This is a genomic window from Thermococcus sp. 21S9 (assembly GCF_012027635.1).
GTDB lineage: Archaea > Methanobacteriota_B > Thermococci > Thermococcales > Thermococcaceae > Thermococcus.
This window is the reverse complement of the sequence record NZ_SNUS01000001.1, coordinates 408,477-435,275: the sequence shown is the minus strand read 5'-3', so window position 1 is coordinate 435,275 and position 26,799 is coordinate 408,477. Positions and strand designations below refer to the sequence as shown.

The following is a 26,799-nucleotide window of genomic DNA, read 5'->3' as shown; positions in this document are numbered from 1 at the left end:
GGGATGAAAATTGGAATCGTCGGTGATGGAATAGCTGGCTTAACCTCCGCCATAGCGCTCACCAAGAGGGGTTTTGAAGTTACGCTCATCGGCCCCGGAATCAGGAAGAGCAACTCCTACCTCGCTCAGGCTGGGATAGCGTTTCCGGTTCTCGAAGGCGATTCGATTGAGGCTCACGTTCTCGACACTATCAAGGCCGGAAAGTATATCAACGACCGCGAGGTCGTTTGGAACGTAATCTCAAAGGGGAGCGAGGCCTACGACTTCCTGCTCTCCCTCGGCCTGAAGTTCGAGGCGAGCGAGACCGAAGGCGGGCACTCGTTCCACAGGGTTTTCACTATCAAGAACGAGACCGGCAAGCACGTCACGAGGCTCCTCTACCTCCGCGCCAGGGAGCTGGGTGTTCACTTCATCAGGGGAAATGCAGACGAGCTCGCGATAAAGAGGGGGAAGGCCTATGGCGTCTTTGTTAACGGCGAGTTCCTCCGCTTCGACGCGACTGTTATCGCTTCCGGTGGATTCTCGGGACTCTTCAAGTTCACTGCCGGCTCCCCCGAGAACACAGGTCTTCTCATCGGCGACGCGATAATGAAAGGCGCTCCCGCCCGCGATTTGGAGTTCGTCCAGTTCCACCCAACCGGGTACATCGGAAAGAACGGCGTCTTCCTGATAAGCGAGGCCGTTAGGGGAGCAGGTGCTAAGCTCGTAACGGAGGACGGAGAGCGCTTCGTGAACGAATTGGCGACGAGGGACATCGTGGCGAGGGCAATCTACCGCCAGATGCAGGAGGGAAAGAAAGTTTTCCTCGACGCGACGGGAATAGCGAACTTCAAGAAACGCTTCCCGCAGATATACGCCTTCCTGCGGAAGGACGGGATAGACCCCTCTAAGGACCCAATCCCCGTCTCTCCGATAGCCCACTACACTATGGGGGGAATAGCGGTTGACCTCTGGTACAGAACGCCCGTGAGGAACCTCTACGCGATAGGCGAGGCCATGAGCAACGGCTTCCACGGGGCGAACCGGCTGGCGAGCAACTCCCTCCTCGAGTGCCTTGTTTCCGGCCTTGAAGTTGCGAGGACGATAGCGAGGGAAAGGCCGAGGTGCAGGGAGGTTAAGGAGCCTGCTCATCGCTCCTACGGGCAGGGGGACGTTGATGCACTGAGGGAGCTTCTCTGGAATCACGCCGGAATCGTCAGGAGCGCGAAAACCCTCAGGGAGGGCCTCAGGGAGCTTGAGGGAATCGAGGCCGACCCGAGGCTGAAACTGCTCGCGAGGGGTGTTCTCGAGTGCGCACTCGCGAGGGAAGAAAGCAGGGGAAGCCACTACCGCGAGGACTTTCCGGTCATGAGAAAGGCCTTCGAGAGGCCGAGCTTCTTCGATGGGAAGTGCAGGCTCTGACCATTCACCTTTTAAATTCTCAAGTTGAAGTTTCAATGGTGAGAAAATGCCTAAGGTGATTGAGGCCGTTTATGAGAACGGTGTTATAAAGCCCCTCAAACCCCTCTCGCTTCCATCAAAGCGAATAGTGATTTACATCGAGGAGAAAAAGTTCTCTGAGCTCATTGAGGAGCTGAAGCTTGAGGCTAAGGAGAACGTTGATGAAACCCTTGATTCTGTGAGGGGTAGAGATGAGGGTGATTCTTGACACCAGTGTCTTGGCAAAGGCCCTGTTACTCCCTCGGAAGGGTCTGCCTGAGGATATTTATCAAAGAGAGCTGGAAACACACAGAAAGGCAAAACTCGTTGTTAAACTGTGCGATAATCACGAGGTCTCTCTTCCGAGAGCCGGGCTCGTTGAAATTGCCAGCGTGCTCAGGAGAAACGGCCACAGAGACGTCATTCCTCAAGTTGTTGAATCCCTTTCGATTTCCTACTCGATAATTGAAGAAGACGAGATTTTTGAGGAAGCCCTCGATGTTGCGTCCCTCACCGGAGCTTCTGGATTCGATACATATTTCATTGCACTGGCAAAGCTAATGGGTGGCCTTCTGATAACCGATGACGTTAAGATGGCAAGACACGCGGAAAGCATTGGGGTCACCCCACTGCTCCTGAGGGAGACCACAGAAGAACATCTCAGGGATGTCCTGAGTCCCCCATAACCAAAGGTGTCCAAAAACCCTTTTAATTCCCCTCTTCTACCCCCGCTGAGGGGTGTGAAATGGACAAGGAGAGGCTGATTGCCGAGATTGAGAGGCTTAAGGAGGAGCGCAACGCGATAATCATGGCCCACAACTACCAGCTTCCCGAGGTTCAGGATGTAGCCGATTTCCTCGGGGACAGCCTCGAACTCGCGAGAAAAGCTGTGAAAACCGACGCCGACGTCATAGTCTTCGCGGGCGTTGACTTCATGGCCGAGACCGCTAAAATCCTCAACCCCGAAAAGACCGTCCTTCTACCCGAGAGAAGGGCCACCTGCGCGATGGCCAACATGCTCAAAGTTGAGCACATACTTGAAGCTAAGAGGAGGTATCCTAACGCGCCGGTCGTCCTCTACGTGAACACAACCGCCGAGGCGAAGGCCTACGCCGACGTAACCGTTACCTCAGCCAACGCGGTCAAAATCGTCGAAAAGCTCGATTCCGACGTCGTTATCTTCGGCCCGGACAAGAACTTAGGAAGCTACGTGGCGAGGATGACCGGGAAGAAGGTAATCCCAGTGCCTCCCAACGGCCACTGCTACGTCCACAGGAAGTTCACCGTTGAAGACGTCGAGCGCGCGAGGAAGCTTCACCCGGAGGCAAAGCTCATGGTTCACCCCGAGTGCGAGCCGGAAGTTCAGGAGAAGGCCGACATAATCGTCTCCACCGGCGGAATGATACGGCACGCGCCGGAATGGAGTGAGTGGGTCGTCTTCACCGAGAGGGAGATGGTATATCGTTTGAGCAAGCTCTATCCGGACATAAAGTTCTATCCCGCTCGAGAAGATGCAGTCTGCGTTGGAATGAAGGCGATAACGCTCCAGAGCGTCTACGAGTCTCTCCGGGACATGAAATACCGGGTAGAGGTGCCAGATGAGATAGCCGAGAAGGCCAGAAAGGCCATCGAGAGGATGCTGGAGATGAGCTGATATGGTGCCCCTCAACTACCTCCTCCAGTTCATCGAGGAAGATGCCCCCTTTGGAGACGTCACGAGCGAGGCTGTGATTCCTGAGGGAACTAAAGCCAGGGCCGTAATCGTGGCCAAGCAGGATGGGATTATAGCGGGCGTTGAAGAAGCTAAAGCCCTCTTCGAGCACTTTGGCGTCAAGGTTTCTGTCAAAAAGCGCGACGGGGAGGAAGTGAGGAGAGGAGACATAATCCTCGAGCTTGAGGGGGACGCAAGGGCCATTCTGCTCGTCGAGAGAACAGCGTTAAACGTTATGGGCAGGATGAGCGGTATTGCGACCGAGGTTAGAAACCTCGTCGAGAAAGTTAAAGCGGTAAACCCGAAGGTCCGTGTAGCCGGCACGAGGAAGAGCCTCCTCAGGCCGATAGACAAGAAGGCGATACTCATCGGCGGTGGAGAGCCCCATCGCTTCTCCCTCAGCGACGCGATACTTATCAAGGACAACCATCTGGCTTTAGTTCCGCTGGAGGAAGCAATAAGGCGCGCTAAAGCCTTCAGCGTTTACAAGGTCGTCGAGGTTGAAGTGGAGAGCCTTGAGGACGCCCTCAGGGCGGTAAGGGTGGGGGCCGACGTTGTGATGCTCGACAACATGAGTCCGAAAGAGATAGCGGAGACGATTGAGGCTTTAAAGCGCGAGGGTCTGCGCGAGAGGGTGAAAATTGAGGTCTCCGGAGGCATAACGCCGGAGAACATCGAGGAGTATGCAAAGCTCGACATCGACGTCATAAGCCTCGGCTACCTCACCCACTCGGTCAGAAACTTCGACGTGAGCCTTGAGGTTCTGTCAAAACTTGAGTGAACCTTTTCGGCTTTTCGTGCCATTTTTTGAACATTTTTTACGAAAATCCGTCATTGCTGGTGGCAAGGCTTATAATTCACTAAAACGTTCATCTGAATGAGGTGGTGAGGATGGACAAGCTGAAGGTTATCGAAGCCAAGGGAACGGAGAGGCTCAAGAGGGGCTTCGCCAAGATGGTCAAGGGCGGAGTTATCATGGACGTTACCAACGCCGAGCAGGCGAGGATTGCAGAGGAGGCCGGAGCCGTTTCCGTTATGGCCCTCCACCGCGTCCCGGCCGACATTAGAAAGGCCGGCGGAGTCGCGAGGATGGCGCCTATTGAGAAGATTCAGGAGATAATGGACGCGGTTACGATTCCTGTCATGGCAAAGGTCAGAATCGGCCACGTCGCCGAGGCGAAGATACTCGAAGCCCTTGGCGTTGACATGATTGACGAGAGCGAGGTTCTAACGCCATCGGACCCGTTCTTCCACATAGACAAGCGTGAGTTCAAGGTCCCCTTCGTCTGCGGTGCCAGGAACCTTGGCGAGGCCGTGAGGAGGATATGGGAAGGCTCGGCCATGATTAGAACCAAGGGTGAGGCAGGAACCGGCAACATCGTCGAGGCCGTCAGGCACGTCCGCCTCGTCGCCGAGGGAATACGGCAGATTCAGGCCATGACCGACGAGCAGGTCTACGGCGTTGCCGAAAAGTTCGCTGAGCCCTACCTCAGGCTCGCCCTCAACGTCAAGGAGATAGCAGGGCTTCCGGCGAGGGTTCTTGAGAACGAGCCAGTTTACGGCCACTACACCTACCGCGAAATCGTTGACGGCCTCTACAAGGTTCTCCTCGAGATAAAGAAGCTCGGAAGGTTGCCAGTCGTCAACTTCGCGGCCGGCGGAGTTGCAACTCCAGCTGACGCGGCTCTGATGATGCAGATGGGCATGGACGGCGTCTTCGTCGGCTCGGGAATCTTCAAGAGCTCCAACCCGGAGAAGATGGCCAGGGCCATTGTCGAGGCCGTCAACCACTGGGACGAGCCGGACGTTCTCGTCGAGATAAGCAAGGAAATCGGCGAGCCGATGCGCGGTCAGGACATCGAGGAGCTCGAGGTTCGTCTCGAGGAGAGGGGCGTCTGACTCTTCTCTTTTTCACATTGGGGGGATTGAAATGGTCAAGGTAGGCGTTATAGGCCTTCAGGGAGACGTCAGCGAGCACATCGAGGCGAGCAAAAGAGCCCTTGAGAACCTCGGCGTCTCCGGCGAGGTAATCTGGCTCAGGAAGCCGGAACAGCTCGAGGGAATCTCGGCAATCATAATCCCCGGTGGGGAGAGCACGACGATATCGAGGCTCATGGTCAAGACCGGGCTTATTGAGCCCGTTAAAAAGCTCGGCGAAGAAGGTCTGCCTATAATGGGAACGTGCGCCGGTTTGATAATGCTCTCCAAAGACGTCATCGGGGCAACGCCGGAGCAGAGGTTCCTTGAGCTCCTCGACGTTAAGGTGAACAGAAACGCCTACGGCAGGCAGGTGGACAGCTTCGAGGCGCCGATAAAGCTTGCCTTCAGCGACGAGCCGTTTCCGGGAGTTTTCATACGCGCCCCGAGGATAGTGGAGCTCCTAAGCGACAAGGTGAAGCCCATCGCGTGGCTCGGCGACAGGGTTGTTGGCGTCGAGCAGGACAACCTAATCGGCCTCGAGTTCCACCCCGAGCTGACGGACGACACGCGGGTTCACGAGTACTTCCTGCGGAAGGCCCTGTAAGCCGGTATCAGGGTCAGCACCACTAAGCTCGCAGGACCACATATCCCGGAGTTTCCCTTTTCCGGCCTTTTCTCTTCCGGCTTCTCTGAGCAAACGATTCCCGGGGCAAAGCCCGAGCTGTTCTGAAACTTTTCAAGCTTGAAAACCGTGAGCTTCCCGCCGTTGGTTGGATAGTAGAAGAGGCTGAGTTCGTCATCCCTCATGGGGGAACCGTTGACATGATAGTTGTAAGGATAGTACATGATAACCCCGTCCTTCAGAATGGCTGATGCGAAACCTCTGATGTCCTCTTTAGCCTTTAGAGACGATACGATTTCCCTGACGACGTTCAACGGAACGAGAACAACCTTACTCCCGTTGTATGCATAGCCGTTCCCGCTGACGTAGAATCCACCCAAGGGGACGCCCTTTTCCATCGCGTAGTAAACAGGCGTCCCCTCCGGAAAACCGGAGAAGTTAACCGGTGTAAGAGAATTTCGAATCAGGAATTTCCTCGAGATGATTTCGCTCCCGTTTTCAAAATACACCCCAAAGGCCTTCCTCTGATAGTAAACCACAATCCTTGGCTCCGTTTCTGGGGGCAGAACCAAGGAAACCCTCCCGATGAGGGTGCAGTCCTTTCCCTGAACGCGGTAGGCTTCAACAACCCGCGTATCGTTTTTTGGAACGTAGAAGCTCCGCAGGAATATCCACGAACTCCCGTTCGGAATGAGCCGGGCCCAGTCGTTTATAACTTCGTTGCCGTTGCAGAGGAGGCAGGTGCGGTAAAAGGGCTGAATTGTTCCGTTGATGAAGTGGTAAAAGTCCATTCCGAGTTCCCCGTTTTCGCCGGCCCACCAGTGCACGACGAAGGCATCGTCCTTTCCAGGAATCACGACGAGGTTAGCTGAGGAATATGGAACGAACAGAAGGGATAACAGCAAAAGGAATATCATCGTTCTCGCTGTCATTTGGTTGCGCCCCCACAGGTCTCGTGGAGAGGGTAGTTGACACCTAAATTAAAACTTGCACCCTCTAATTATTGACAAAGTCATTTCAAAAATTATGCGCAAAATTTTTTAATTTTAGCTTTTTCTTGCCAAAAGGTGGTAGCGTGAAGACGGTCGTGTGCCCCTTCTGCGGTTTTGGGTGCAGGCTCCTTGTTGACGAGAAGAGCATGAGGGTCAAGCCCTACCCCGGCGAGCCGAACAGGGGAAAGCTCTGCCCCAAGGGTCTCTACTCGCTCGAGTTCGTCCGCTCCCCCGGAAGGCTGAAGAGGCCCCTCAAGAGGGCCGGTTCGGCGATGGTCCCAATCAGCTGGGGGGTCGCGATAGAGGAGATAGCCAACAGACTGCTCGAGATAAGGGAGCTTTACGGCCCCGACGCGGTGGCGTTCCTCTCGTCCTCGAAGGTGAGCAACGAGGAGAACTACCTCCTCCAGAAGATTGCCCGCCTCTTCGGCACGAACAACATAGACAACTGCGCGAGGCTGTGCCACGAGGCGAGCGTTCACGCGCTCAAGCTGACCGTTGGAACCGGGGCGCAGACGAACCCCTACGAGGACATCGAGCGCTTCAACGCCGTCCTGATATGGGGCTACAATCCCGCTGAAACGCACCCCGTCGTCATGGACTACATCCTGAAGGCCAAGAGGAGAGGGGCCAAGGTAATCGTCGTGGACGTCAGGGAAACGCGGACGATGGCCTTTGCGGATTACAGGCTCGTCATAAAGCCTGGGACGGACATAGTTCTGGCCAACGCGATTGCCCACGTTATAATCAAGGAGGGCCTCTACAACGAGGAGTTCATCAGGATGAGGACGAGCGGGTTCTCAGAGGTCAGGATGGGGGTTACGAAGTACACCCCAGAGTACGCGGAGGGCGTGACTGGAGTTCCCGCGGAGACGATAAGGGAAGTTGCGAGGGCCTTCGCACTGGCCGGAAGCGGGGCGATAATGTGGGGGATGGGCCTAACCCAGCACGTCTCTGGCGTTGAGAACGTTCTGGCCGTGATAAACCTCGCACTGCTCCTCGGCTACATCGGCGAGCGCGGTGGCTTCTATCCGATGCGCGGGCAGAACAACGTCCAGGGAGCCGCTTACATGGGCGCGCTGAGCGAGTTCCTGCCGGGCTACGTCCCGCTGACCGACGAGCGCTTCCGGAAGCGCGTTGCCGACGTGTGGGGAGTCGAGGACATACCGACGGACAGGGGACTCTACCTCACCGAGCTGTGGGAGGCAATAGAAGAGGGCGACGTGAAGGCCCTCTACATCGTCGGCGAGAATCCGGCTGTGAGCGAGGCGAACTTTGACCACGTAAGAAAAGCCCTCAGAAAGCTCGACCTACTCGTGGTTCAGGACATCTTCATGACGAGAACGGCGCGCTACGCCCACTACATCCTTCCGGCATCGGCCTTCTGCGAAAAGGCCGGCAGTTACATGAACAGCGAGCGGAGAATCCAGTGGAGCCACAAGGTCTGCGAGCCCTACGCCGACTCAAAGCCTGACTGGGAGATTCTGGCGATGCTCGGCCGGGCGCTCGGGCTTCCGGGCTTCAACTATGCTGGGGTTGAGGAGATAACGGCAGAGTACTTCCGCCTTTTCCCGGAGCTTGAGGAGAGGGACGTTGAGGAACTCAAGAACGGCGATGGAATCTTTCTGCCGAGGAAGAGGCTTCACACCTGGGAGTTCGCAACGCCCGACGGAAAGGCCCGCTTCATGGCCGTCGAGAGAATCTCACCCTGGGAGGAGCCGAACGGGGAGTTCCCGATGGTTCTAACGACCATTCGCTTGATAAGCCACTACAACACCGGTGAGATGACGCGGAGGAGTCCCTCGCTCGTGAAGCTCATGGGCGAGCCGAGGGCGTTGATGAGTAAGCGCGACGCGGAAAGGCTCGGAATCCGCGATAACGATTGGGTGGAGATTGAAACCCGGCGCGGGAGGATAAGGATGCGCGCGAAGGTCGGAAATGTTCAGGAGGGCCTCGTCGTGGTTCCCTTCCACTTCAAGGCGAACAGGCTCACGAGTCCAGCACTCAACAAGGCCGGAACTCCGGCGTTCAAGTTCTCGGCGTGTCGGGTTAAGAGGGTTAAGCCTAACCCTTAAAAGTTCCTTTCCCAATTTTCAATCATGTCCAAGGTGATAGTTGCGGTTTACAGGGGCGACGTTATCGTGCCCCTCGAAAAGCTGAACCTGCCCCCCGGCGCCAAGCTGAGGATAAGGATTGAGGGGATAGAAACGAAGGACGAACTCAAGGAACTCGGTTATCTAAAGCTCCTTCAGGAGGGAGAAGACGCTGAGGAGCTCTTTGAAATTTGAGCAGGGAGACGTTGTTCTCCTTGAACTCCCCTTTACAAACTACATCGGGAGCAAGCTTCGACCCGTTCTGGTAGTCAGTTCCAACGAGCTTAACTCCCTTGGAGATGACTTAATAGTTCTCAAGATAACAAGCAAAACCCACTTCAGGGAGTTTCAGGTCGAGCTGACTCAAGAGGACCTGCTTGAAGGGAAGCTGAAAAAGAAGAGTTACATCGATTGCTCCTCAGTTTTTACGGTTGAGAAGTCCCTTGTAATCAAAAGAATAGCCAAACTAACACCCGAAAAGCTCCAAGAGGTTAAAAGCACCCTCAAGCGAACCTTTGACATCGATTAAAACCTGAACGCCCACTCGGGATACTCGCCGGTTAGACAGGCCGTGCAGAGGTCTTCCCTGCCGACGGCCCTCTTCAGGCCCTCAACGCTGAGGTAAGCCAGGCTGTCGGCCCCTATCGCTTCCCTCACCTTTTCAACTCCCCCGAAGGCCGCTATGAGCTCGTGCCTTGTGGGAATGTCGACACCCATGTAGCAGGGGTACCTTATCGGAGGTGAGGCTATTCTGACATGGACCTCCCTCGCGCCGGCCTTCCTGAGCATTGCGACGATTCTCTTCATCGTCGTGCCCCTGACTATAGAATCGTCCACCAGAACGACACTCTTTCCGGCTATAACTTCTCTAACAGGCGAGAGCTTGAGCTTAACCTTCAGCTCTCTGTTGAACTGGCCCGGGGTTATGAAGGTCCTTCCGATGTAGCGGTTCTTTATCAGCCCCTCCGCATAGGGAATCCCGCTCTCCTGCGAGAAACCTAAGGCGGAAGCCCTTCCGGAGTCGGGAACCGCTATGACGATGTCTCCCTCAGCCGGACTCTCGCGAGCCAGCTCCCGGCCCATCCTGACCCTCGCACCGTAAACGCTCGTCCCGTCCAGAACGCTGTCCGGCCTCGCGAAGTAGATGTACTCGAAAACGCAGTGGTGGTGACTTTCTCTCGCGAGAACCCTGCTCTCAACGCCGTTTTCCGAGAGAAGGAAGACCTCCCCCGGCTTCACGTCCCTCGTTTCCTCCACGAAGAGCTTCAACGCCGAATCCTCGCTCGCGAAGTAGTGGCCATCTCCTGTTCCGTAGCTCAGGGGCCTGAAACCAACGGGGTCCCTTGCCACGAGGATTTTGCCATCGAAGAGAAAGGCAACGGAGTATGCACCTTTTACCTCATTAAAGACGGCCTTCATTGCCTCGAACTCGTCTTCCGTCTCGCGAAGATGCCAGAGGAAGGAAATTCCGAGCAGTTCGGAGTCAACCGAATGGCGGAACCTGACGCCGAGCCCTTCATACCTCTCGCGAAGGGGTCTGAAGTTGGTGAGCGTCCCGTTGTGCGCCACCGCGATTCTCATTCCACAGCACTCCGTCTCAAGGGGCTGGGTCTCGTTGAGCGAGCCTGACGTCGAGTAGCGGACGTGGGCTATGGCGAGGTTCGAGCGGAGCTTTGCAAGTTCTTTTCCCCTGAAAACGTCGGTGACGAGACCGAGACCGGAAACCGTTCTTATCCTGCCCCGCCAGACGCTTATTCCCGCGCTCTCCTGCCCGCGATGCTGTAAAGCTAAAAGGGCGTAGTAGGCCTTCTTTGCTGAGTTCTCTGAGAGCGTTGCGAAGATTCCGCACTTCTCCCGCATCCCCACCACCGGTTGCCATTGAAAAGTTAATGGCCTTCAAGTACTCTGGCCTGGTTTAAATCCTTGTGTTTAAAAACTTTGCCCAGTTTTTGACAATAATAAGGCAAAACAACCCTTAAAAACGAGCAAGTTTTACACAAAAATGGTGATTCCAATGGAGGTTTACGAGGGCAAGGCCAAGAAGATAATCCCGCTTGACGATGGAAAGGTGATAATGGAGTTCAAGGACGATGCAACAGCCTTCGACGGCAAAAAGAGGGCCCAGTTCCGGGGCAAGGGCTGGCTCAACGCCCAGATTAGCGCCCTCCTCTTCAAGGTTCTTGAGGAGAACGGAATCAAGACCCACTTCATAGGCGTTGCCGGCGACAACAGGCTCATCGTTGAGAGGCTCAAGATGTACCCCCTTGAGGTTGTCGTCAGAAACGTCGTTGCAGGAAGTTTGAAGAAGCGCCTCCCTCTCAAGGAAGGAACCGAACTTCCAGAGCCGATAGTTGAGCTCTACTACAAGGACGACAGCCTCGGCGACCCGATGATTAACCGCTACCACGCCAAGGTTCTGGGCATAGGGAAGGACGAGGTTCGGGAGATGGAGAGAATTGCCCTCAAGGTGAACGAGGTTCTCAGGAAGTACTTCGCCGAGCGCGGGATAATTCTCGTGGACTTCAAGCTCGAGTTCGGAAAGAACGAGAGGGGCGAGATAGTCCTTGGGGACGAGATTAGCCCCGACACCTGCCGCTTCTGGGACGCCGAAACGAGGGAGAGCCTCGACAAGGACGTCTTCCGCTTTGACCGAGGCGACCTGATTTCAGCCTATGAGAAGCTCTATGAAAGGCTCACGGGCGAAACTCCGAATCGTAGGTGATTAACACCGTGTAGCAACCTTTCTCGTCTTCCTTTATTTCTACCTTCCTCAACCGGGTTCCGTAGGTTTTAACGACCTCCTCAACGACAGCCGGGAGTTCCTCCAGAAAGGCTTTCCTTCTTACTGTTAGCATCATTTGCCATCACCGACGTTGAGAACCTGCCTGAGGGTTTTTAGCTGTCTCTCTTCGAGACTCTTCTCGTCGAGGGTTAGGAGGAGCATTCCGCTGTAGAGCGCAATGTAATCCGCGAGCGTTGCAAGGAACTTCAGCACCGAGCGGAAGTCGTTGTACATCATCAGGTACTCCAACCCCTCTATAACGACGACTCCGGTCACGTTCTCTCTGTGGGCCTCGGCCAGGTATGAGCGGGTTCTCTCGATTATTCTGTGGAGTTGCGTCGGCCCTATGTTGCCCGGCCCCTCGACTGTTGTAAGCAGGTGAACCTCCCACCTCTCCGGGAAGTCGCTCCTCCTTGCGAAGGCCAGAACCGGGAAGTCAGAGAGGGCCTCCGTGTATGACTTGAACCTTTCGGGGGGTAGAATGTAGACGCCCTTTTTCAGGATTTCGGGACTCGTAGCGCTTTCGATGTTTCTGAACCTTTCAGAGAGTACTATATGGATGAAGGCGATGACCTCCAGGGCGTTTAAAACAGCACCGAGGGTGAATCCTATGGGCGCGAACCACTCAACGGGCCGGAGAAACGGGTAGTCCATCTTATGAAGCCCGTGTATCGTGATGACCGCGCTTAAGAACGTTCCAGACCGGGGATAAAACCTCCGAACTCCCCAAAGAACTACACCGGCGAAGGCGTAGAAAATTCCCGCGACACCGTAGGAGAGGTATATTGGCTTTGGGTTTGGGGCTATCTTGGCGTAGAGAACTATGTACGCGGAGACCAGGGATGGCAACGTCAGCGCGGCTATCCGTAGTGAGTGTATCGGAAAACCAACAGCCTCTTCATCGAGGAGGGACACCACACCGCCGGCCAAGAAAGATACCCCAAGGGCCTGAAAGAGAGGAACGCCGAAGTTGAACCCGGTGAGCTCCGAAACTATTGAGAGAGATGAACTCAGGAAGAAGAACGACCAGAACAGGAGTGAATTTCTTCTGTACCTCCTCCAGCTAACCAGGAGGGCTAACCCTGCCGTTACCTTCAGTGAAAAACTGAACAGCTGGCTCATGAGGAGGTTCATTCGACCACCGCGTCCCTCTATGTCGCTCCCAATTAAAGCCTTACGCCAAAATTCACAACGTGTATTCCCCGCTCCTCCGTAACAACTCCGAGCTCGAAGCTCTCGTAATGCTTGTTGAGGATTTCCAGGGCATCCTCCTTTTCCTCCGGAGGGACAATCGCGACGAAGCCGACACCCATGTTGAAGACCCGGAACATCTCCTCCAACGGAACGCCGTTCTCATGGATTAGCTTGAATATTCCCTCAATCGAGGGCATCTCGATGGAGAAACCGTAATCTGTGAGGCGCTTGAGGTTCGCCAGCCCACCGCCGGTTATGTGGGCCAGGCCGTGAACCTCAACGCCCTCTATAAGCTCAAGAACCGCCCCCACGTAAATTCTCGTTGGTTCCAAAAGCCACTCCCATAGCTTTCTGCCCTCGTACTCGTAGTCGAGACCATACTTCGGAATGAGGAGCTTCCTCGCGAGGGTCATGCCGTTTGAGTGGATTCCCGAGCTTGAAATTCCTATTACGGCATCCCCGGGCTTTATCTTTTCTCCCGTGATTACCTTCCCCTTCTCGACGATTCCGATGGCAGTTCCGGCCAAATCGAAGCCGTTTATCAGGTCGGGCATCACGGCAGTTTCCCCGCCGACTATCGCTATTCCAGCCTGCTCCGCTCCAGCGTAGAGGCCCTTCGCTATCTCCCCAAAGACCCTCTCGTCCGGCTCGCGGACGGCGAGGTAGTCAACTAACGCGACCGGCTTAGCCCCAACGCAGAGCAGGTCGTTCACGTTCATCGCTATCATGTCTATCCCTATCGTGTCGAACTTTCCAACCGCTTCCGCGACGAGAACCTTTGTTCCAACCCCGTCTGTCGTCATGGCGAGGTAAAAGCTCCCAAAGTCGAGCAGAGCGGAGTAGTGGCCGAGGTTTTCCGCGGGCTTCCCCGGCTTTCCCCTCCTGAACCTGAACGTCTCCCTCGCGAGGTTTATTATGCTTCTCAAAGCCCTGGCAGTTTTTTCGTCGTCAACTCCGGCCTGGGCGTAGGTCAGCATGAGCACCACCGGTGGGAGTTCCGTAGGGGGCTTAAAAAGTTTGCCATTTTCTTGCCAAAAAATGCTTAAATATCTGGAATTTTTAACATTAAAACGTCAAAACCTGCCCAGGGGTGGTGGCTGTGATTAAGCCCCGCGATGAACTTGGAACTGCCATGACGGACTCCGCTCAGAAGATACTCCTCCTCGGGAGTGGAGAGCTCGGAAAGGAGATAGCGATTGAGGCTCAGAGGCTCGGTGTGGAGGTTGTAGCCGTTGACCGCTACGCAAGCGCTCCGGCCATGCAGGTCGCCCACCGCTCCTACGTGGGCGACATGAGGAACGCGGACTTCCTCTTCTCGGTCGTAGAGAGGGAAAAGCCAGACGCTATAATCCCCGAGATAGAGGCCATAAACCTCGATGCCCTCTTCGAGCTTGAGAAGGACGGCTACTTCGTGGTTCCTAACGCGAGAGCGACCTGGATTGCCATGCACCGCGAGAGGACGAGGGAAACGCTCGCAAAGGAAGCTAAGGTTCCAACTTCACGCTACGCCTACGCGACTACTCTCGACGAACTCTACGAGGCCTGCGAAAAGATAGGCTACCCCTGCCACACCAAGGCGATAATGAGCTCCTCGGGCAAGGGCTCCTACTTCGTTAGAGGTCCCGAGGACATACCCAAGGCCTGGGAAGTCGCTAAAAATAAAGCCCGCGGTAGCGCCGACAAGATAATCGTTGAGGAGCACATAGACTTCGACGTAGAGATTACCGAGCTCGCGGTGAGGCACTACGACGAGAACGGGGAGATAGTTACCACCTTCCCGAAGCCCGTCGGCCACTACCAGATTGACGGCGACTACCACTCCAGCTGGCAACCGGCTGAAATCTCGGAGAAGGCGGAGCGCGAGGTTTACAGGATAGCGAAGCGCATCACCGACGTCCTCGGCGGTCTCGGACTGTTTGGCGTCGAGATGTTCGTGAAGGGCGATAAGGTCTGGGCCAACGAGGTCTCGCCGAGGCCCCACGACACCGGAATGGTAACTCTGGCTTCCCACCCGACCGGCTTCTCCGAGTTCGGGCTTCACCTGAGGGCCGTCCTTGGCCTTCCGATTCCGGGCGAGTGGGTCGACGGTTATCGTCTGTTCCCGCTCCTGACTCCCGCTGCCACTCACGTCATCAAGGCCAACGTCTCTGGCTACTCGCCAAGGTTCCGCGGGTTAGCTAAGGCCCTAAGCGTCCCGAACGCGACGGTAAGGCTCTTCGGCAAGCCCGAGGCCTATCCGGGAAGGAGGCTTGGAGTGGCTATAGCCTGGGACAAGAACGTTGAGGAGGCCAAGAGGAAGGCCGAGATGGTTGCCCACTCCATAGAACTCAGAACGCGCTCCTCTGAGTGGCACGGACAGGATTACGAGAGAAGAAAGCACCTACTTTAACCCCTGTTTCTATTTGTTTATCGTGTTAAATTCTGTTCATTGGACACATGTACGTAGTTGTTCCAATTGGTTGGATAAAATCCGAAAAATTTAAAATACCTTACGACCATCTATATGTCGTAAGCCCTTGGGGTGAAATCAGGTCTGAGGGTTGAAAATAAGTGAGTTGTAATCGAGCAGACGGCTCGAATAAAAGAAGGGATGAAATTAAGAATCGGGGGTTCCCCTTCATCCCCCCGTTTGAATCAGGACCGTTCGTGAAATCAGAAAAAGGCGATGGAATCAGCCTCTCATTTTATCTCTGTATTCTTCCAGCTTAGTTCTAAGGTTCCCGTCCTTGAGGGCGAGGATTTCCACCGCGAGCAAAGCCGCGTTTTTGCCGTTGTCTATTCCGACCGTTGCAACTGGAACACCCGGTGGGAGCTGGGCTATGCTAAGGAGGGCATCAATTCCTCCGAGCTTCGCTGACACTGGGACACCAATCACGGGCTTAACCGTGTGGGACGCTATAACTCCAGGCAACGCCGCGCTGAGGCCAGCTATTGCTATGAAGACGTCGTAGTCCTTCTTTGCCAGCTCCTCAACCTTCTTGGGGTTTCTGTGGGCAGATGCGACCTCTACATCGTATTCAATTCCAAACTCGTCCAGAACTGCCCTAACTTTCTCCGCTACGTGTTCGTCGCTTTTGCTACCCATTACAACCAGAACCTTCATGACCACCACCCTTAACAAAGAAAAGTCAAAACTTTAAAAATTTTCCTTCAAAATTTCAAAAATCTTGTTAAATCCTTTCGAGGACTGGAACTCTATCGTCGAAGTGGTACCTGAATCTAATCACTTCGTTCCCCATCTCCGGTGCCTTGAGAACCTCGAGATACCTCACAACGTTGCCGTCATTGAACTCACTCTTCACACGCAGAACGTACGATGCCCGCCTGTACACGGATGCCATCACCGCCGGGCTCCCCTTCCGTCCCCAAAGCCAGAAGTTGGTGCCCTTGGGATAATCCCTGTATGCCCGCGCGTTGACCCGGAGCTCCGCTGAAATCTCAAGGTACCTCAAGGTTTCTAACTCCCCTCCGAGCATGTCGATGTAGTCCGAGACGTCCATCGTGAAGCCGTAGAGTTCCCTACCCTCGAACATGCCCTGCTCTGCCCATCTCTTCTTGTGTGCCTCCACGACCTCCACGTATTTTGCGGGAAGAACGTCGGCGGAGAGGGAACCCTTTAGGTACCATATCCCCTTTATATTGCTCGCTATATCATAAAAGCTTCCGAAGGTGTCTATTATTGCGAGGTTTCCCTTATCAAGGTACTTCCTGGCATCGATGCCCGATACGTCAAATGCCTTCATAAGGACGTGGATTGGGTAGGATATGTTGAAATACCCGACGAGATGACCTTGCTTGAGTTTTTCCCTAAGGATGTGGAAGAGAATTTCCTTGCCCCGTGCCCGGGGGTCTGCTTCATGAACCAGGACGAAGGAGTGTTCCCTTAGGCCCCCCAGTGCTTCGTCGAGTGCCGGGATTTCCCAGGATGGCATTCACTCACCCCCAAAGAGCTCAAGTAGAGTCCCCTCGCTTGGCCCCTTTGTCACGATGCCAACCCTTCTGCCGTTGAGGACGTGCGTTTCGATAACCACGTCCGAAGTGACGTACGCGAGGTCGCTTATCTCGGGGCACTCTGGTTCTGAGAGGGTTAGCACAGTTCCTCTCGTGTCCGTGCTTTCGAGGAGTAACTCCCGCATAGCCCAAATCATCCTGTAAACGAGGTAGGGCCTCCTGAACAGTTTGCAGACCCCCGTTGAAGTGTACGTGAAAATCCAGAGGTTCCGCCATTCCCTGGACTCAAGGGTTCTCACGGCCCACTCCCTTAGCTTTATGATGAATACGGAGTCGTCGAGATAGCCTGACAGCTGGTGGATTCCTTTTTCGCTCCTTGGCAGGTGATACACGCTCCCAAAGGCGTCAAAAATGTGGAGGTTTTTCCCGAGGTGTTCTCTAACGTTGAGTCCCACGTTCATGGCGTTGTTCTCGAACACCCTGAACGGTTCGTACAGGAAAAGGAACACGGTTTCTCCCCTTTCAAGGAGGTTTTTGAGGGTTAGAAGTGAGAATAGCTCCCCGTTTGATTCTAATTCTACCTGAATCAGAGATAGTACGCCCCCGGTAGGGAGCATCTGAAGTACCCTGTCGATACTGCGCATGGTAACCCCCAGATGAGTATACACCTTTGGATTATAAATGCCTTTCCAGTCAACTACAATGTCCACACATGGTCGTTTAATTGTTGACATAAATTCGTAGAAACAAACCTTAAAAATCCAAATTTTTGACAGATAAATGGTGAAGCTAATGAGGGTTCTGCTCGTTGGTGGAGGTGGAAGGGAGCACGCGATTGGTGAGACCCTCGTAAGGGGTGGTGCCGAGCTCTACGTCGTCTCGAAGCACAGAAATCCCGGCCTCGCGAGGCTAGCGAAGGGCTACGGTCTGGCAAAGGAGACGGACATCGAAAAGGTCCTCGAGTACGCCAAAAAGTTCGACGTTGAGCTGGCGTTCATCGGCCCAGAGGCACCGCTTGAGAAGGGCATCGTTGATACCCTTGAGGAAAATGGCATCCCTGCAGTCGGACCGAGCAAAGAAGCCTCTAAACTCGAAACCGACAAGGCCTTCGCGAGGGCCTTCATGGAGCGCAACGAAATCCCCGGAAGAAAGGTCTTCCGCGTTTTTACCGACGTTTCGGAGATGCGCTCGTGGGTTGACGACTTTGGAAGGCCCGTCGTTGTTAAGCCCATCGGCCTGACCGGTGGGAAGGGTGTTAAGGTCGTCGGCTACCAGCTGCGGGACAACGAGGAAGCCAAAGCCTACGCTGGGGAGCTAATCAGGCGCGACGGAAGGGTTCTCATCGAGGAGAGGACAGACGGCGTCGAGTTCACGTTGCAGGTCTTCAGCGACGGGAAGCACGTTATCCCGATGCCACTCGTCCAGGACTACCCCCACGCCTACGAGAACGATGAAGGCCCGATAACCGGCGGAATGGGGAGCTACTCCTGTTCCAACGGCCTGCTTCCCTTTGTGACGCGTGAGGACTACGAGAAGGCCCTTGAAACGCTTAAAGCCACCGTCGAGGCCATGAGGAAGGAGGGAGCGCCCTACAAGGGAATCCTCTACGGCCAGTTCATGCTCAGCAAGAACGGGCCTGTTCTCATAGAGTACAACGCCCGCTTCGGCGACCCCGAGGCGATAAACGTCCTCCCGCTCCTCAGGACGAGCCTCCTCGAAATAGCCGAGGGAATAGTCGACGGCAACCTCCGGAGGGCGGAGTTCGAGGGCAAAGCGACGGTCGTCAAGTACCTCGCGCCGAAGGGTTATCCAACGAACCCAGTCAGGGGCGTTAAGGTGGAGGTCGACGAGGAGACAGTTGCGAAGGCCGGTGCGACGCTCTACTATGCCTCAATTGATGAGAACTTCACGCTACTCGGCTCGAGGGCCATAGCGGTCGTTGGAATCGCCGATAGCCTTGAAGAAGCAGAGAGGATAGCGGAGAGCGCGGTTCCCCACATAAGGGGTGAGCTGTTCTACAGGCGCGACGTTGGAACCCGGGAGAGTGTTGAGAGGAGGATTGAGCTGATGCGGAAGCTTGGAAGGGACTTTGAGCCGAATCCCTGCTGAGGTGATGGGGATGATAAGCCGGGACGAGATTCTGGAAATCCTCGAGAGGTACGACCCCGAGAAGATAACAGTCGGCGTTCTCGGGAGCCACTCCGCCCTGGACATAGCCGACGGTGCTAAGGAGGAAGGTTTGCCCGTTCTGGTCGTGGCGCAGAGGGGCAGGCACAGGACTTACGCCGAATACTTCAAGCTGAGGAGGACCAAGGACGGCCTGACCAAGGGCTTCATCGACGAGGTCATCGTCCTTGAAAAGTTTGCCGGGATAATAGACGTTCAGGACGAGCTCGTTAGGAGGAACGTTATCTTCGTCCCCAACCGCTCCTTCGTGGTCTACACCGGCATAGGCAGGGTTGAGAACGAGTTCAGGGTTCCGCTCTTCGGGAGCAGGAACCTGCTGAGGAGCGAGGAGAGGAGCGAGGAGAAGAGCTACTACTGGCTCCTTGAGAAGGCTGGACTTCCCTATCCGGAGCCCGTCAAGCCTGAGGAGATTGACGAGGTTGGCCTCGTCATAGTCAAGCTCCCGCACGCCAAGAAGAGGCTCGAGCGTGGATTCTTCACGGCCGCGAGCTATAAAGAGTTCCGCGAGAAGGCTGAGAGGCTGAAAAAGCTCGGCGTAATTACCGAGGAGGACCTCGCGAGGGCCAGAATTGAGCGCTACATCATCGGGCCTGTGTTCAACTTCGACTTCTTCTACTCCCCGATTGACGGGGAGATTGAGCTTCTGGGAATAGATTGGCGCTTCGAAACGAGCCTTGACGGCCACGTAAGGCTTCCCGCTCCCCAGCAGTTGACCCTTCCTGAGTGGCAGTTCGAGCCGGAATACACCGTAACGGGCCACGCGTCCTCAACCCTCCGCGAGTCGCTTTTGGAGAAGGTCTTCGACATGGCCGAGAAGTACGTTAAGGCGACGCAGAAGTATTACGAGCCTGGAATAATCGGGCCGTTCACGCTCCAGACGGCGGTGGACAAAGACCTCAACTTCTACATCTACGACGTCGCCCCGAGAACCGGCGGTGGAACTAACATCCACATGGCGATGGGGCACCCCTACGGCAACGCCCTCTGGAGGAAGCCCATGAGCACCGGACGGAGGGTCGCCCTCGAGATAAAGCGCGCAATCGAGCTCGACGAGCTTGAGAAGGTGGTAACCTGATGGTCCAGATAGCCGTTGCCGGTTCCGGCGACTTGGAGCTCATCCCAGAGGCCGAGAGGAAGGCGAGGGCCTTCGCCAGAGCCCTTCCCCTCGACGTCGTCCTTTTAACGGGCGGAAAGGGTGGAATAATGGAAGTCGTCTCCGAGGAGTTCAGGAGGCGCGGTGGAACCGTCGTCGGAGTCCTTCCGGGGGACGAGGAGGGGAACCCGTACAGCTCGGTAAGGATAAAGACGGGCTTCAATCCGGTGGGCAGAAGCGTCGTCCTCGTTACCTCGGCCGACGTCCTCGTTGTTCTTGGTGGTGGCTCGGGAACGATGGTCGAGGCTCTTATGGCTTACAACCTCGGGATTCCCGTGGTCGTTCTCACGGGGACAGGTTACAGGAGCGACGAGCTTAAGGCCCTCGCGAAGGACGGCTTCTTTGACCACAGGAAACGGGCGAAGGTTGCCTTCACAGAGAGTCCCGGAGAGGCCGTTGAGCTGGCGCTGAGGCTCGCACGTTCTTAACATTTTTCTGTCAAAATAAGCCTTAAAAACTCCCAATTTTTACACATTTCTGGCAAGGTGGTGGAGATGAAGTGGAGGGTTACCGTTACCGTTCGCCTCAAGGAGGGACTCAACGACCCCGAAGGGAGGGTCATAGGGAAGGCCCTCAGAAACCTCGGCTACGCCGTTGAAGGCCTGCGCGTTCCGAAGTGCTTCGAGTTCGAGCTTGAGAGTGAAAACCCTGAGGAAGAAGTCGAGGAGATGTGCAGGAAGCTCCTCGCCAACCCACTCATCCACACCTGGGAGTACAGGATAGAGCCGGTGAGCTGAGATGGTGAAGTTCGCGGTCATCGTTTTTCCGGGAACAAACTGCGACTTCGAGACGGAGCGGGCCATAAGAAAGGCCGGAGCCGAGGCGGAGCGCGTCTGGTATAAAGGGACCCTCAAGAACTTCGACGGCGTCGTCCTCCCAGGGGGCTTCAGCTACGCCGACTACCTAAGGGCAGGGGCGATAGCGGCAAGGCAGGAGATAATGGAGGAAGTGAAGGAGTTCGCCGAGGAGGGGCGACCGGTCCTCGGAATCTGCAACGGCTTTCAAATTCTCACCGAAGCTGGTCTTCTTCCCGGGGCTTTGAGGCCCAACAGGGTTCCGCGCTTCCTCTGCAGGTGGGTTCACCTCCGCGTAAACGACACAGAAACTCCTTTCACTTCCCTCTACGAGCCGGGAGAGGTCATAAGGATGCCGATTGCCCACGCGGAGGGCAACTATTACATTGACAACCCCTCAAAGGTCAGAATCGTCTTCCAGTACAGCGACGAAAGGGGGAACGTGAGCGAAGAAGCCAACCCCAACGGCTCGGTTCTGAACATAGCGGCGATAGCCAACGAGAAGGGAAACGTTCTCGGAACGATGCCTCACCCGGAGCGTGCGAGCGACCGCTTTCTGGGGAGTGAGGACGGCCTGAGGCTCTTCAGGAGCATGGTGGAGTGGGTGAGGAGGTGATTCCGTGTTCCCGCACGAGGAGAAGCTCATCCGCGAGCGCCTGAAGAGGGAACCGAACGAACTTGAGTGGGCGATGCTCGAAGTCATGTGGAGCGAGCACGCCTCGTATAAGTCGAGCAGACCCTGGCTCAAGCTCCTCCCGACGGAGAACGAGCACGTGATTTTAGGCCCCGGCGAGGACGCCGGAATAGTGAAGTTCGACGACGAGACGTGGATAGCCGTTGGAATCGAGAGCCACAATCATCCGAGCGCGGTCGAACCCTACGGCGGTTCTGCAACTGGAGTCGGCGGGATAGTGAGGGACATACTCTGCATGGGCGCGAGGCCAATTGCTTTGCTTGACCCCATACGCTTCGGTCCGCTGGAGAAAGAGAGAAACCGCTACCTCTTCGAGGGGGTTGTTAAGGGAATAGCCGACTACGGGAACAGGATAGGCGTTCCGACCGTTGGGGGAGAGACCGAATTTGACGAGAGCCTTGATAACTACACGCTCGTCAACGTCGCCTGCGTTGGCATCATGAGGCCCGAGCACCTCGTCCACAGCTACGTGAGCGAGGCAGGCCTCAAGCTCATCCTCGTCGGCAACAGGACGGGGAGAGACGGGATTCACGGCGTAACCTTCGCGAGCGAAGAGCTGGGCGAGAACACCGAAGAGGACCGCTCGGCCGTTCAGATTCCAGACCCCTTCACAGAGAAGCTCCTCATCGAGGCCACCCTCGAGGCCGTTTACTCTGGCAAGGTTAAGGCGCTCAAGGATTTGGGGGGCGGGGGACTGACCTGCGCCGCCTCCGAAATGGCTGGCAAGAAGGGCTTCGGGGCAATAATATACGCCGACAGGGTTCCTCTCCGCGAGCCGGGCATGACTCCGACCGAAGTTATGATTTCCGAGAGCCAGGAGAGGATGCTCTTCGCGGTTAAGCCGGAGGACGTCGAGGAGATAGGCAGGATTTTCGAGGAGTACGAGCTTGAGTGGACCGTCGTCGGCGAGACGATTGAGGAGCCACGCTTCGTCGTCTACTGGGGGGGCGAGAAGGTCGCGGATTTGCCGATAGAGCTCTTGGCTGACGTTCCAACGATAGAGTGGGAGCTGAGGCCCTACAGCGCCGAGAGACCGGTCGAGACGCCGAGCATTTCGTTTGGAGAAGCCTTCGACTTCGTCTGGGGCAGTCCGAACATCTTGAGCAAGCGCTGGGTCTGGGAGCAGTACGACCATGAGGTTCAGGGGAGGACTGTTCTTAAACCGGGCAGGGACGCGGCGGTTCTTAAGATAAACGATGAGTACGGTCTGGCTTTCGTCGCCGACGGGAATCCGAACCACAGCTACCTGAACCCCTACCACGGGGCTATGGGGGCCGTTGCAGAGGTTGTGAGAAACCTCGTCAGCGTTGGGGCCGAGCCTCTGGCGCTGGTTGACAACCTCAACTTCGCCTCGCCCGAGAGACCCGAGGTCTACTGGAGCTTCGCTGAAACCGTCAGGGGACTGGCGGACGCGGCGAGGGCCTTCGGCCTAGCGTACGTCAGCGGGAACGTGAGCTTCTACAACGAGGTCGTTGACAGGCCGATAAAGCCGACTCCCGTTGTAGCTGGCCTCGGGAAGGTGAAGCTTGAGGATATCCCGTCCGGGGCTTTTGAGGAGAACCTCCTTATCGGGGTAGTTGGCCTCACGAAGCCCGAACTCGGCGGTTCTGAGCTCTTCGCGAGGCTCGGCGTCGAGGGTGGCCTCGCGCCTCGCGTGGATCTTGAGGAGGAAAAAGCCAACGCAAGCGGAGTCCTTGAGGCGATAAGGAGGGGCCTCGTCAAAGCCGTCCACGACGTGAGCAGGGGTGGCTTGGCTGTTACCCTGGCCGAGATGGCCGTTGCAGGGAACACTGGCTTCACCGCAGACCTCTCGAAGGTCCCCTCCGAAACCTCAAACCCTATTGAGGTCGCCTTCAGCGAGAGCCACTCAAGATACATCGTGGCGTTCCCAGAGGAAAACCTTGAGGAGCTTAAGGGTCTCTTCAAGCACTTTGCCATCATTGGGAAGGCAGAGGGGAGCGACGCGGTCTTCCTCTGGAACAGGCGGGAACTCCTCAGAAAACCCGTTTCGGAGCTCAGAGCCGTTCACGAATCCCTACCAAGGCTTTTGGGTGAGGAGGAATGAGGGTAGCAACGTACGCCTCACACTCGGCCCTTCAGATTTTGAATGGGGCGAAGCAGGAGGGCTTTGAGACTATAGCCTTCGGAAAAGCCCGGGTTAGACCGCTCTACACGAAGTACTTCCCGGTTGCCGATTACTTTATCGAGGGAAGCTATCCCGAGGAAGAACTCCTCGAGCTTGATGCGGTGGTTATTCCCACCGGTTCATTTGTGGCTCACCTCGGCGTTGAGCTCGTCGAGAAGATGCGCGTCCCCTACTACGGCAACAAAGAGGTGCTGAGGTGGGAGAGCGACCGCTCGCTTGAGAGGAAGTGGCTCGAAGAGGCGAAGCTACGCCTTCCGAGGGTCTACGACGACCCCGACGATATAGACGGCCCTGTGATAGTCAAGCCCTTCGGGGCGAAGGGAGGGAGGGGCTACTTTTTGGCCAAGAATCCAGAGGACTTCTGGAGGAAGGCCGAGAGGCTCGGCATCAGGGACAAGGAAGACCTGAGCAGAATCCAGATTCAGGAGTACGTAATCGGAGTTCCAGTCTATCCGCACTACTTCTACTCAAAGCTGAACCGCGAGCTTGAGCTGATGAGCATCGACCGTCGTTATGAGTCGAACGCCGACGCGATAGGCAGGATTCCAGCGAAAGAACAGCTGGACATCGAGGTAAACACGAACTACACTGTTATCGGCAACATTCCAATCGTCCTGCGCGAGAGCCTGCTCATGGACGTCATCGAGGCCGGTGAAAGGGTAGTGAAGACGGCTGAAAAGCTCATGGGCGGTCTCTGGGGGCCGTTCTGCCTTGAAGGCGTCTACACCGAGGAGCTGGAGTTTGTGGTCTTCGAGATTTCGGCGAGGATAGTTGCCGGAACGAACCCCTTCGTCCACGGCTCCCCCTACAGCTGGCTCCGCTATGATTTCCCTGTGAGCACCGGCAGGAGGATAGCGATGGAGCTGAGGCAGGGGCTTGGGGAGGACAGGCTCGATGAGGTTTTGACGTGAAAGTGTTTAAGCGGGTTAGGTTTATAAAGCGGATTCCAAAGCGGGTGTAAAAGGTGGTGCTCATGTGGGAGGACTTCATCAGGGAGAAGGTTGAGGAGATAAGGGAAACCGTCGGCGACGGAAAGGCGATAATAGCGCTCAGCGGTGGCGTTGACAGCTCAACCGCCGCGATACTTGCTCACAAGGCTATAGGCGACAGACTTCACGCCGTCTTTGTCAACACCGGCTTCATGCGCAAGGGCGAGCCCGAGTTCGTGGTGAAGACCTTCCGCGACGAGTTCGGCCTCAACCTGCACTACGTTGACGCGAGCGAGCGCTTTTTCAGGGCTTTGAAGGGCGTTACCGACCCCGAGGAGAAGAGGAAGATAATAGGCAGAGTTTTCATCGAGGTCTTCGAAGAGGTCGCGAAGGAAATCAACGCCGACTTCCTGATTCAGGGAACAATCGCCCCGGACTGGATTGAGAGCAAGGGGAAAATCAAGAGCCACCACAACGTTGGAGGCCTGCCGGAGAGGCTAAACCTCAAGCTCATAGAACCGCTCCGCGACCTCTACAAGGACGAGGTTCGGGAGCTGGCGAAGGAGCTCGGCCTTCCTGAGAAGATTTACAACAGAATGCCCTTCCCGGGGCCGGGTCTTGCCGTAAGGGTTCTCGGGGAGGTCACGCCGGAGAAGATAGCGATAGTCAGGGAAGCCAACGCGATAGTTGAGGAGGAAATCGAAAAAGCCGGGCTTAGACCCTGGCAGGCCTTCGCGGTTCTGCTCGGCGTTAAAACCGTCGGCGTTCAGGGCGACATAAGGGCCTACAAGGAAACGATAGCGGTTAGGGTCGTCGAGAGCCTCGACGGAATGACGGCAAACGCCATGAACGTCCCCTTCGACGTCCTTCAGAGGATAGCATTCCGCATAACCAGCGAGATTCCCGAGGTCGGAAGGGTTCTCTACGACATCACCAACAAGCCTCCGGCAACGATTGAGTTCGAGTGAAGGCTTATTTACCTTCGTTTCCAACTTTATGCGGTGGGAGCATGGGCGAGATTATCGAGGTGATTTACGAGAACGGCGTGCTGAAGCCCCTCAGACCCCTCAAGCTGAAGGAGGGGCAGAGGCTCAGGGTGAGGATTTTGAGCACTGGACTATCCGAATTCATCAAGAGCGTTGAGGAAAAACTTGAACGACCAGAGAAAGACCCCTTGGAAATCCTGACAACGGTGAGGGAGTAAGCATGAGGTTCGTCGTTGACACGTCCCTGCTCATCGATGCTTTTTCAAAATTTAACGAGGAACGGCGGAGGCTCGCGCTGGAGGTCTTTGAAGCAATTGATGGCCACGAAATCTACGTTCCAAAAATATGCATGGTTGAGTTCGTTAACGTCCTGTCAAAGTTTACCCCCGAGGAGAAAGTCAGGGAGTTCTTAGGAGTTTTTGATTTCTTTAACCTCGTCGGAGAAAGTGAGTTCTTTGATGAGGCCGTTGAGCTGGCCTTTAGACTTCATTCAAGGGCGGCTGATACCTACTACATTTCAACCGCCATGGTTGTTGGAGGCGTTCTGCTTACCAACGATAAGAGAATGGCCGAGAACGCAAGACGTTCGGGTGTTGATGTTTACTACATTCTCGAAGAGCACGATGCCTTCTTCAAACTCCTGGAGGTGGGTTCATGATAGTTATAATGGACAACGGAGGGCAGTACGTCCACAGGATTTGGAGGACTCTGAGATACCTCGGTGTCGAGGCCAAGATAATCCCAAACACGACACCGCTTGAGGAGATAAAGGCCATGAAGCCAAAAGGCATAATCTTCTCAGGTGGTCCAGACATAAACAAAACGGGCAACTGCGAGGCCGTTTTGGAGCACTACGACGAGTTCAACGTCCCAATCCTCGGAATCTGCCTCGGCCACCAGCTCATAGCGAGGCACTTCGGCGGGAAGGTCGGCAGGGGTGAGAAGGCCGAGTACAGCCTTGTCGAGATTGAAATAATAGAGGAAAACGACATCTTTGCAGGCTTTCCAAGGAAACTGAAGGTGTGGGAGAGCCACATGGACGAGGTGAAGGAGCTCCCGCCGGGCTTCAAACTGCTCGCGAGGAGCGAGACCTGCCCTGTTGAAGCTATGAAGCACGAGAGCCTTCCAATCTACGGCGTCCAGTTCCACCCGGAGGTTGCGCACACCGAGCGCGGGGCCGAGGTTTACAGGAACTTCGCGAGGCTCTGCGGGGAGCTCTAGCTCAG

At 55.7% G+C, this 26,799-nt stretch carries 31 protein-coding genes; 23 read left to right on the top strand and 8 right to left on the bottom strand.

All coding sequences use genetic code 11. The features are described from left to right. Nucleotides 1-3: 3 nt before the first annotated feature. The 7 genes from E3E28_RS02540 (at nucleotide 4) to pdxT (ending at nucleotide 5,654) form a co-directional block, all read left to right on the top strand. On the top strand, nucleotides 4-1,401 hold the full coding sequence (locus E3E28_RS02540) for an L-aspartate oxidase (RefSeq protein ID WP_167913903.1): 1,398 nt from the start codon (nucleotides 4-6) through the stop codon (nucleotides 1,399-1,401). Nucleotides 1,402-1,447: 46 nt separating this feature from the next. Continuing rightward, on the top strand, nucleotides 1,448-1,648 hold the full coding sequence (locus tag E3E28_RS02535) for an antitoxin family protein (protein WP_167913902.1): 201 nt from the start codon (nucleotides 1,448-1,450) through the stop codon (nucleotides 1,646-1,648). After that, nucleotides 1,632-2,105 (top strand): type II toxin-antitoxin system VapC family toxin, encoded by a 474-nt coding sequence (locus tag E3E28_RS02530; protein ID WP_167913901.1) that lies wholly within the window; start codon nucleotides 1,632-1,634, stop codon nucleotides 2,103-2,105. Before E3E28_RS02535 ends, E3E28_RS02530 begins: the two co-directional genes overlap by 17 nt. A 59-nt stretch (nucleotides 2,106-2,164) precedes the next feature. Beyond that, on the top strand, nucleotides 2,165-3,073 hold the full coding sequence (gene nadA / locus E3E28_RS02525) for a quinolinate synthase NadA (protein ID WP_167913900.1): 909 nt from the start codon (nucleotides 2,165-2,167) through the stop codon (nucleotides 3,071-3,073). A gap of 1 nt (nucleotide 3,074) precedes the next feature. Next, nucleotides 3,075-3,911: a carboxylating nicotinate-nucleotide diphosphorylase gene (gene nadC / locus E3E28_RS02520; RefSeq protein ID WP_167913899.1), complete on the top strand. Its 837-nt coding sequence runs from the start codon at nucleotides 3,075-3,077 to the stop codon at nucleotides 3,909-3,911. 110 nt (nucleotides 3,912-4,021) lie between these two features. Then, complete coding sequence (pdxS, locus tag E3E28_RS02515) at nucleotides 4,022-5,029, top strand: pyridoxal 5'-phosphate synthase lyase subunit PdxS (protein ID WP_167915138.1); 1,008 nt, start codon at nucleotides 4,022-4,024, stop codon at nucleotides 5,027-5,029. Between the two features lie 31 nt (nucleotides 5,030-5,060). Further along, nucleotides 5,061-5,654 (top strand): pyridoxal 5'-phosphate synthase glutaminase subunit PdxT, encoded by a 594-nt coding sequence (gene pdxT / locus E3E28_RS02510; protein WP_167913898.1) that lies wholly within the window; start codon nucleotides 5,061-5,063, stop codon nucleotides 5,652-5,654. Here the strand turns inward: pdxT and E3E28_RS02505 are convergent. Beyond that, entirely contained in the window at nucleotides 5,624-6,604 is a 981-nt protein-coding gene (locus E3E28_RS02505) for a CGP-CTERM sorting domain-containing protein (RefSeq protein ID WP_167913897.1), read from the bottom strand. The two genes, pdxT and E3E28_RS02505, sit on opposite strands and share 31 nt — an antisense overlap. Before the next feature lie 143 nt (nucleotides 6,605-6,747). On the opposite strand from E3E28_RS02505, the gene fdhF reads away from it, so the two are divergent. The 3 genes from fdhF to E3E28_RS02490 are packed head-to-tail and all read left to right on the top strand — an operon-like array spanning nucleotide 6,748 to nucleotide 9,286. After that, on the top strand, nucleotides 6,748-8,739 hold the full coding sequence (gene fdhF / locus E3E28_RS02500; RefSeq protein ID WP_167913896.1) for a formate dehydrogenase subunit alpha: 1,992 nt from the start codon (nucleotides 6,748-6,750) through the stop codon (nucleotides 8,737-8,739). 24 nt (nucleotides 8,740-8,763) lie between these two features. Beyond that, the gene (locus E3E28_RS02495) at nucleotides 8,764-8,952 is read left to right on the top strand and encodes an antitoxin family protein (RefSeq protein WP_014123377.1); all 189 of its coding nucleotides are present in this window, start codon (nucleotides 8,764-8,766) and stop codon (nucleotides 8,950-8,952) included. Beyond that, entirely contained in the window at nucleotides 8,942-9,286 is a 345-nt protein-coding gene (locus tag E3E28_RS02490; RefSeq protein WP_206203790.1) for a type II toxin-antitoxin system PemK/MazF family toxin, read from the top strand. Before E3E28_RS02495 ends, E3E28_RS02490 begins: the two co-directional genes overlap by 11 nt. Here the strand turns inward: E3E28_RS02490 and purF are convergent. Next, entirely contained in the window at nucleotides 9,283-10,617 is a 1,335-nt protein-coding gene (gene purF, locus E3E28_RS02485; RefSeq protein ID WP_167915136.1) for an amidophosphoribosyltransferase, read from the bottom strand. The two genes, E3E28_RS02490 and purF, sit on opposite strands and share 4 nt — an antisense overlap. Nucleotides 10,618-10,771: 154 nt before the next feature. Here purF and purC point away from each other — a divergent pair, with 154 nt between their 5' ends. Further along, nucleotides 10,772-11,479, top strand: coding sequence for a phosphoribosylaminoimidazolesuccinocarboxamide synthase (gene purC, locus E3E28_RS02480; RefSeq protein ID WP_167915135.1), 708 nt, complete (start codon nucleotides 10,772-10,774; stop codon nucleotides 11,477-11,479). Here purC and E3E28_RS02475 read toward each other — a convergent pair. The 3 genes from E3E28_RS02475 to purM are packed head-to-tail and all read right to left on the bottom strand — an operon-like array spanning nucleotide 11,451 to nucleotide 13,710. Then, nucleotides 11,451-11,615, bottom strand: a complete 165-nt coding sequence (locus E3E28_RS02475) for a hypothetical protein (RefSeq protein ID WP_167913895.1) — start codon at nucleotides 11,613-11,615, stop codon at nucleotides 11,451-11,453. The two genes, purC and E3E28_RS02475, sit on opposite strands and share 29 nt — an antisense overlap. Beyond that, entirely contained in the window at nucleotides 11,612-12,673 is a 1,062-nt protein-coding gene (locus E3E28_RS02470) for a DUF835 domain-containing protein (protein ID WP_167913894.1), read from the bottom strand. The genes E3E28_RS02475 and E3E28_RS02470 overlap by 4 nt, the downstream gene beginning before the upstream one ends. 32 nt (nucleotides 12,674-12,705) lie before the next feature. Continuing rightward, nucleotides 12,706-13,710 (bottom strand): phosphoribosylformylglycinamidine cyclo-ligase, encoded by a 1,005-nt coding sequence (gene purM, locus E3E28_RS02465; RefSeq protein ID WP_167915134.1) that lies wholly within the window; start codon nucleotides 13,708-13,710, stop codon nucleotides 12,706-12,708. A gap of 122 nt (nucleotides 13,711-13,832) precedes the next feature. Between purM and purT the strand changes: the two genes are divergently transcribed. Continuing rightward, nucleotides 13,833-15,122, top strand: coding sequence for a phosphoribosylglycinamide formyltransferase 2 (gene purT / locus E3E28_RS02460; protein ID WP_167915133.1), 1,290 nt, complete (start codon nucleotides 13,833-13,835; stop codon nucleotides 15,120-15,122). Nucleotides 15,123-15,404: 282 nt separating this feature from the next. Here the strand turns inward: purT and purE are convergent, their stop codons facing one another. The 3 genes from purE to E3E28_RS02445 form a co-directional block, all read right to left on the bottom strand. Further along, entirely contained in the window at nucleotides 15,405-15,836 is a 432-nt protein-coding gene (purE, locus tag E3E28_RS02455) for a 5-(carboxyamino)imidazole ribonucleotide mutase (RefSeq protein WP_167915132.1), read from the bottom strand. 67 nt (nucleotides 15,837-15,903) lie between these two features. Then, entirely contained in the window at nucleotides 15,904-16,665 is a 762-nt protein-coding gene (locus E3E28_RS02450) for a hypothetical protein (protein ID WP_167913893.1), read from the bottom strand. Beyond that, the gene (locus E3E28_RS02445; RefSeq protein WP_342764465.1) at nucleotides 16,666-17,394 is read right to left on the bottom strand and encodes a hypothetical protein; all 729 of its coding nucleotides are present in this window, start codon (nucleotides 17,392-17,394) and stop codon (nucleotides 16,666-16,668) included. An 82-nt stretch (nucleotides 17,395-17,476) separates the two neighbouring features. Between E3E28_RS02445 and purD the strand changes: the two genes are divergently transcribed. From purD to E3E28_RS02390, 11 genes are all read left to right on the top strand, one after another. Further along, the gene (gene purD, locus E3E28_RS02440; protein ID WP_167915130.1) at nucleotides 17,477-18,793 is read left to right on the top strand and encodes a phosphoribosylamine--glycine ligase; all 1,317 of its coding nucleotides are present in this window, start codon (nucleotides 17,477-17,479) and stop codon (nucleotides 18,791-18,793) included. Between the two features lie 10 nt (nucleotides 18,794-18,803). Beyond that, nucleotides 18,804-19,946: a formate--phosphoribosylaminoimidazolecarboxamide ligase family protein gene (locus E3E28_RS02435; RefSeq protein ID WP_167915129.1), complete on the top strand. Its 1,143-nt coding sequence runs from the start codon at nucleotides 18,804-18,806 to the stop codon at nucleotides 19,944-19,946. Next, nucleotides 19,946-20,452, top strand: coding sequence for a TIGR00725 family protein (locus E3E28_RS02430; RefSeq protein ID WP_167913892.1), 507 nt, complete (start codon nucleotides 19,946-19,948; stop codon nucleotides 20,450-20,452). Before E3E28_RS02435 ends, E3E28_RS02430 begins: the two co-directional genes overlap by 1 nt. 66 nt (nucleotides 20,453-20,518) lie before the next feature. After that, a complete protein-coding gene (gene purS, locus E3E28_RS02425; protein WP_167915128.1) occupies nucleotides 20,519-20,761 on the top strand; it encodes a phosphoribosylformylglycinamidine synthase subunit PurS in 243 nt (80 codons plus the stop codon). A 1-nt stretch (nucleotide 20,762) separates the two neighbouring features. Continuing rightward, entirely contained in the window at nucleotides 20,763-21,434 is a 672-nt protein-coding gene (purQ, locus tag E3E28_RS02420) for a phosphoribosylformylglycinamidine synthase I (RefSeq protein ID WP_167913891.1), read from the top strand. 4 nt (nucleotides 21,435-21,438) lie between these two features. Further along, entirely contained in the window at nucleotides 21,439-23,577 is a 2,139-nt protein-coding gene (purL, locus tag E3E28_RS02415; protein WP_167913890.1) for a phosphoribosylformylglycinamidine synthase subunit PurL, read from the top strand. Then, nucleotides 23,574-24,569: a formate--phosphoribosylaminoimidazolecarboxamide ligase gene (locus E3E28_RS02410; RefSeq protein WP_167913889.1), complete on the top strand. Its 996-nt coding sequence runs from the start codon at nucleotides 23,574-23,576 to the stop codon at nucleotides 24,567-24,569. The genes purL and E3E28_RS02410 overlap by 4 nt, the downstream gene beginning before the upstream one ends. Nucleotides 24,570-24,631: 62 nt before the next feature. Next, nucleotides 24,632-25,555 carry a glutamine-hydrolyzing GMP synthase gene (gene guaA / locus E3E28_RS02405; RefSeq protein WP_167915127.1) on the top strand — a complete coding sequence of 308 codons (924 nt, stop codon included), beginning with the start codon at nucleotides 24,632-24,634 and terminating at the stop codon, nucleotides 25,553-25,555. A gap of 41 nt (nucleotides 25,556-25,596) precedes the next feature. Continuing rightward, nucleotides 25,597-25,791, top strand: coding sequence for an antitoxin family protein (locus tag E3E28_RS02400; protein ID WP_167913888.1), 195 nt, complete (start codon nucleotides 25,597-25,599; stop codon nucleotides 25,789-25,791). Nucleotides 25,792-25,793: 2 nt separating this feature from the next. Beyond that, nucleotides 25,794-26,231, top strand: a complete 438-nt coding sequence (locus E3E28_RS02395) for a type II toxin-antitoxin system VapC family toxin (protein ID WP_167913887.1) — start codon at nucleotides 25,794-25,796, stop codon at nucleotides 26,229-26,231. Further along, nucleotides 26,228-26,794: a GMP synthase subunit A gene (locus E3E28_RS02390; protein ID WP_167913886.1), complete on the top strand. Its 567-nt coding sequence runs from the start codon at nucleotides 26,228-26,230 to the stop codon at nucleotides 26,792-26,794. Before E3E28_RS02395 ends, E3E28_RS02390 begins: the two co-directional genes overlap by 4 nt. Nucleotides 26,795-26,799: the final 5 nt, after the last annotated feature.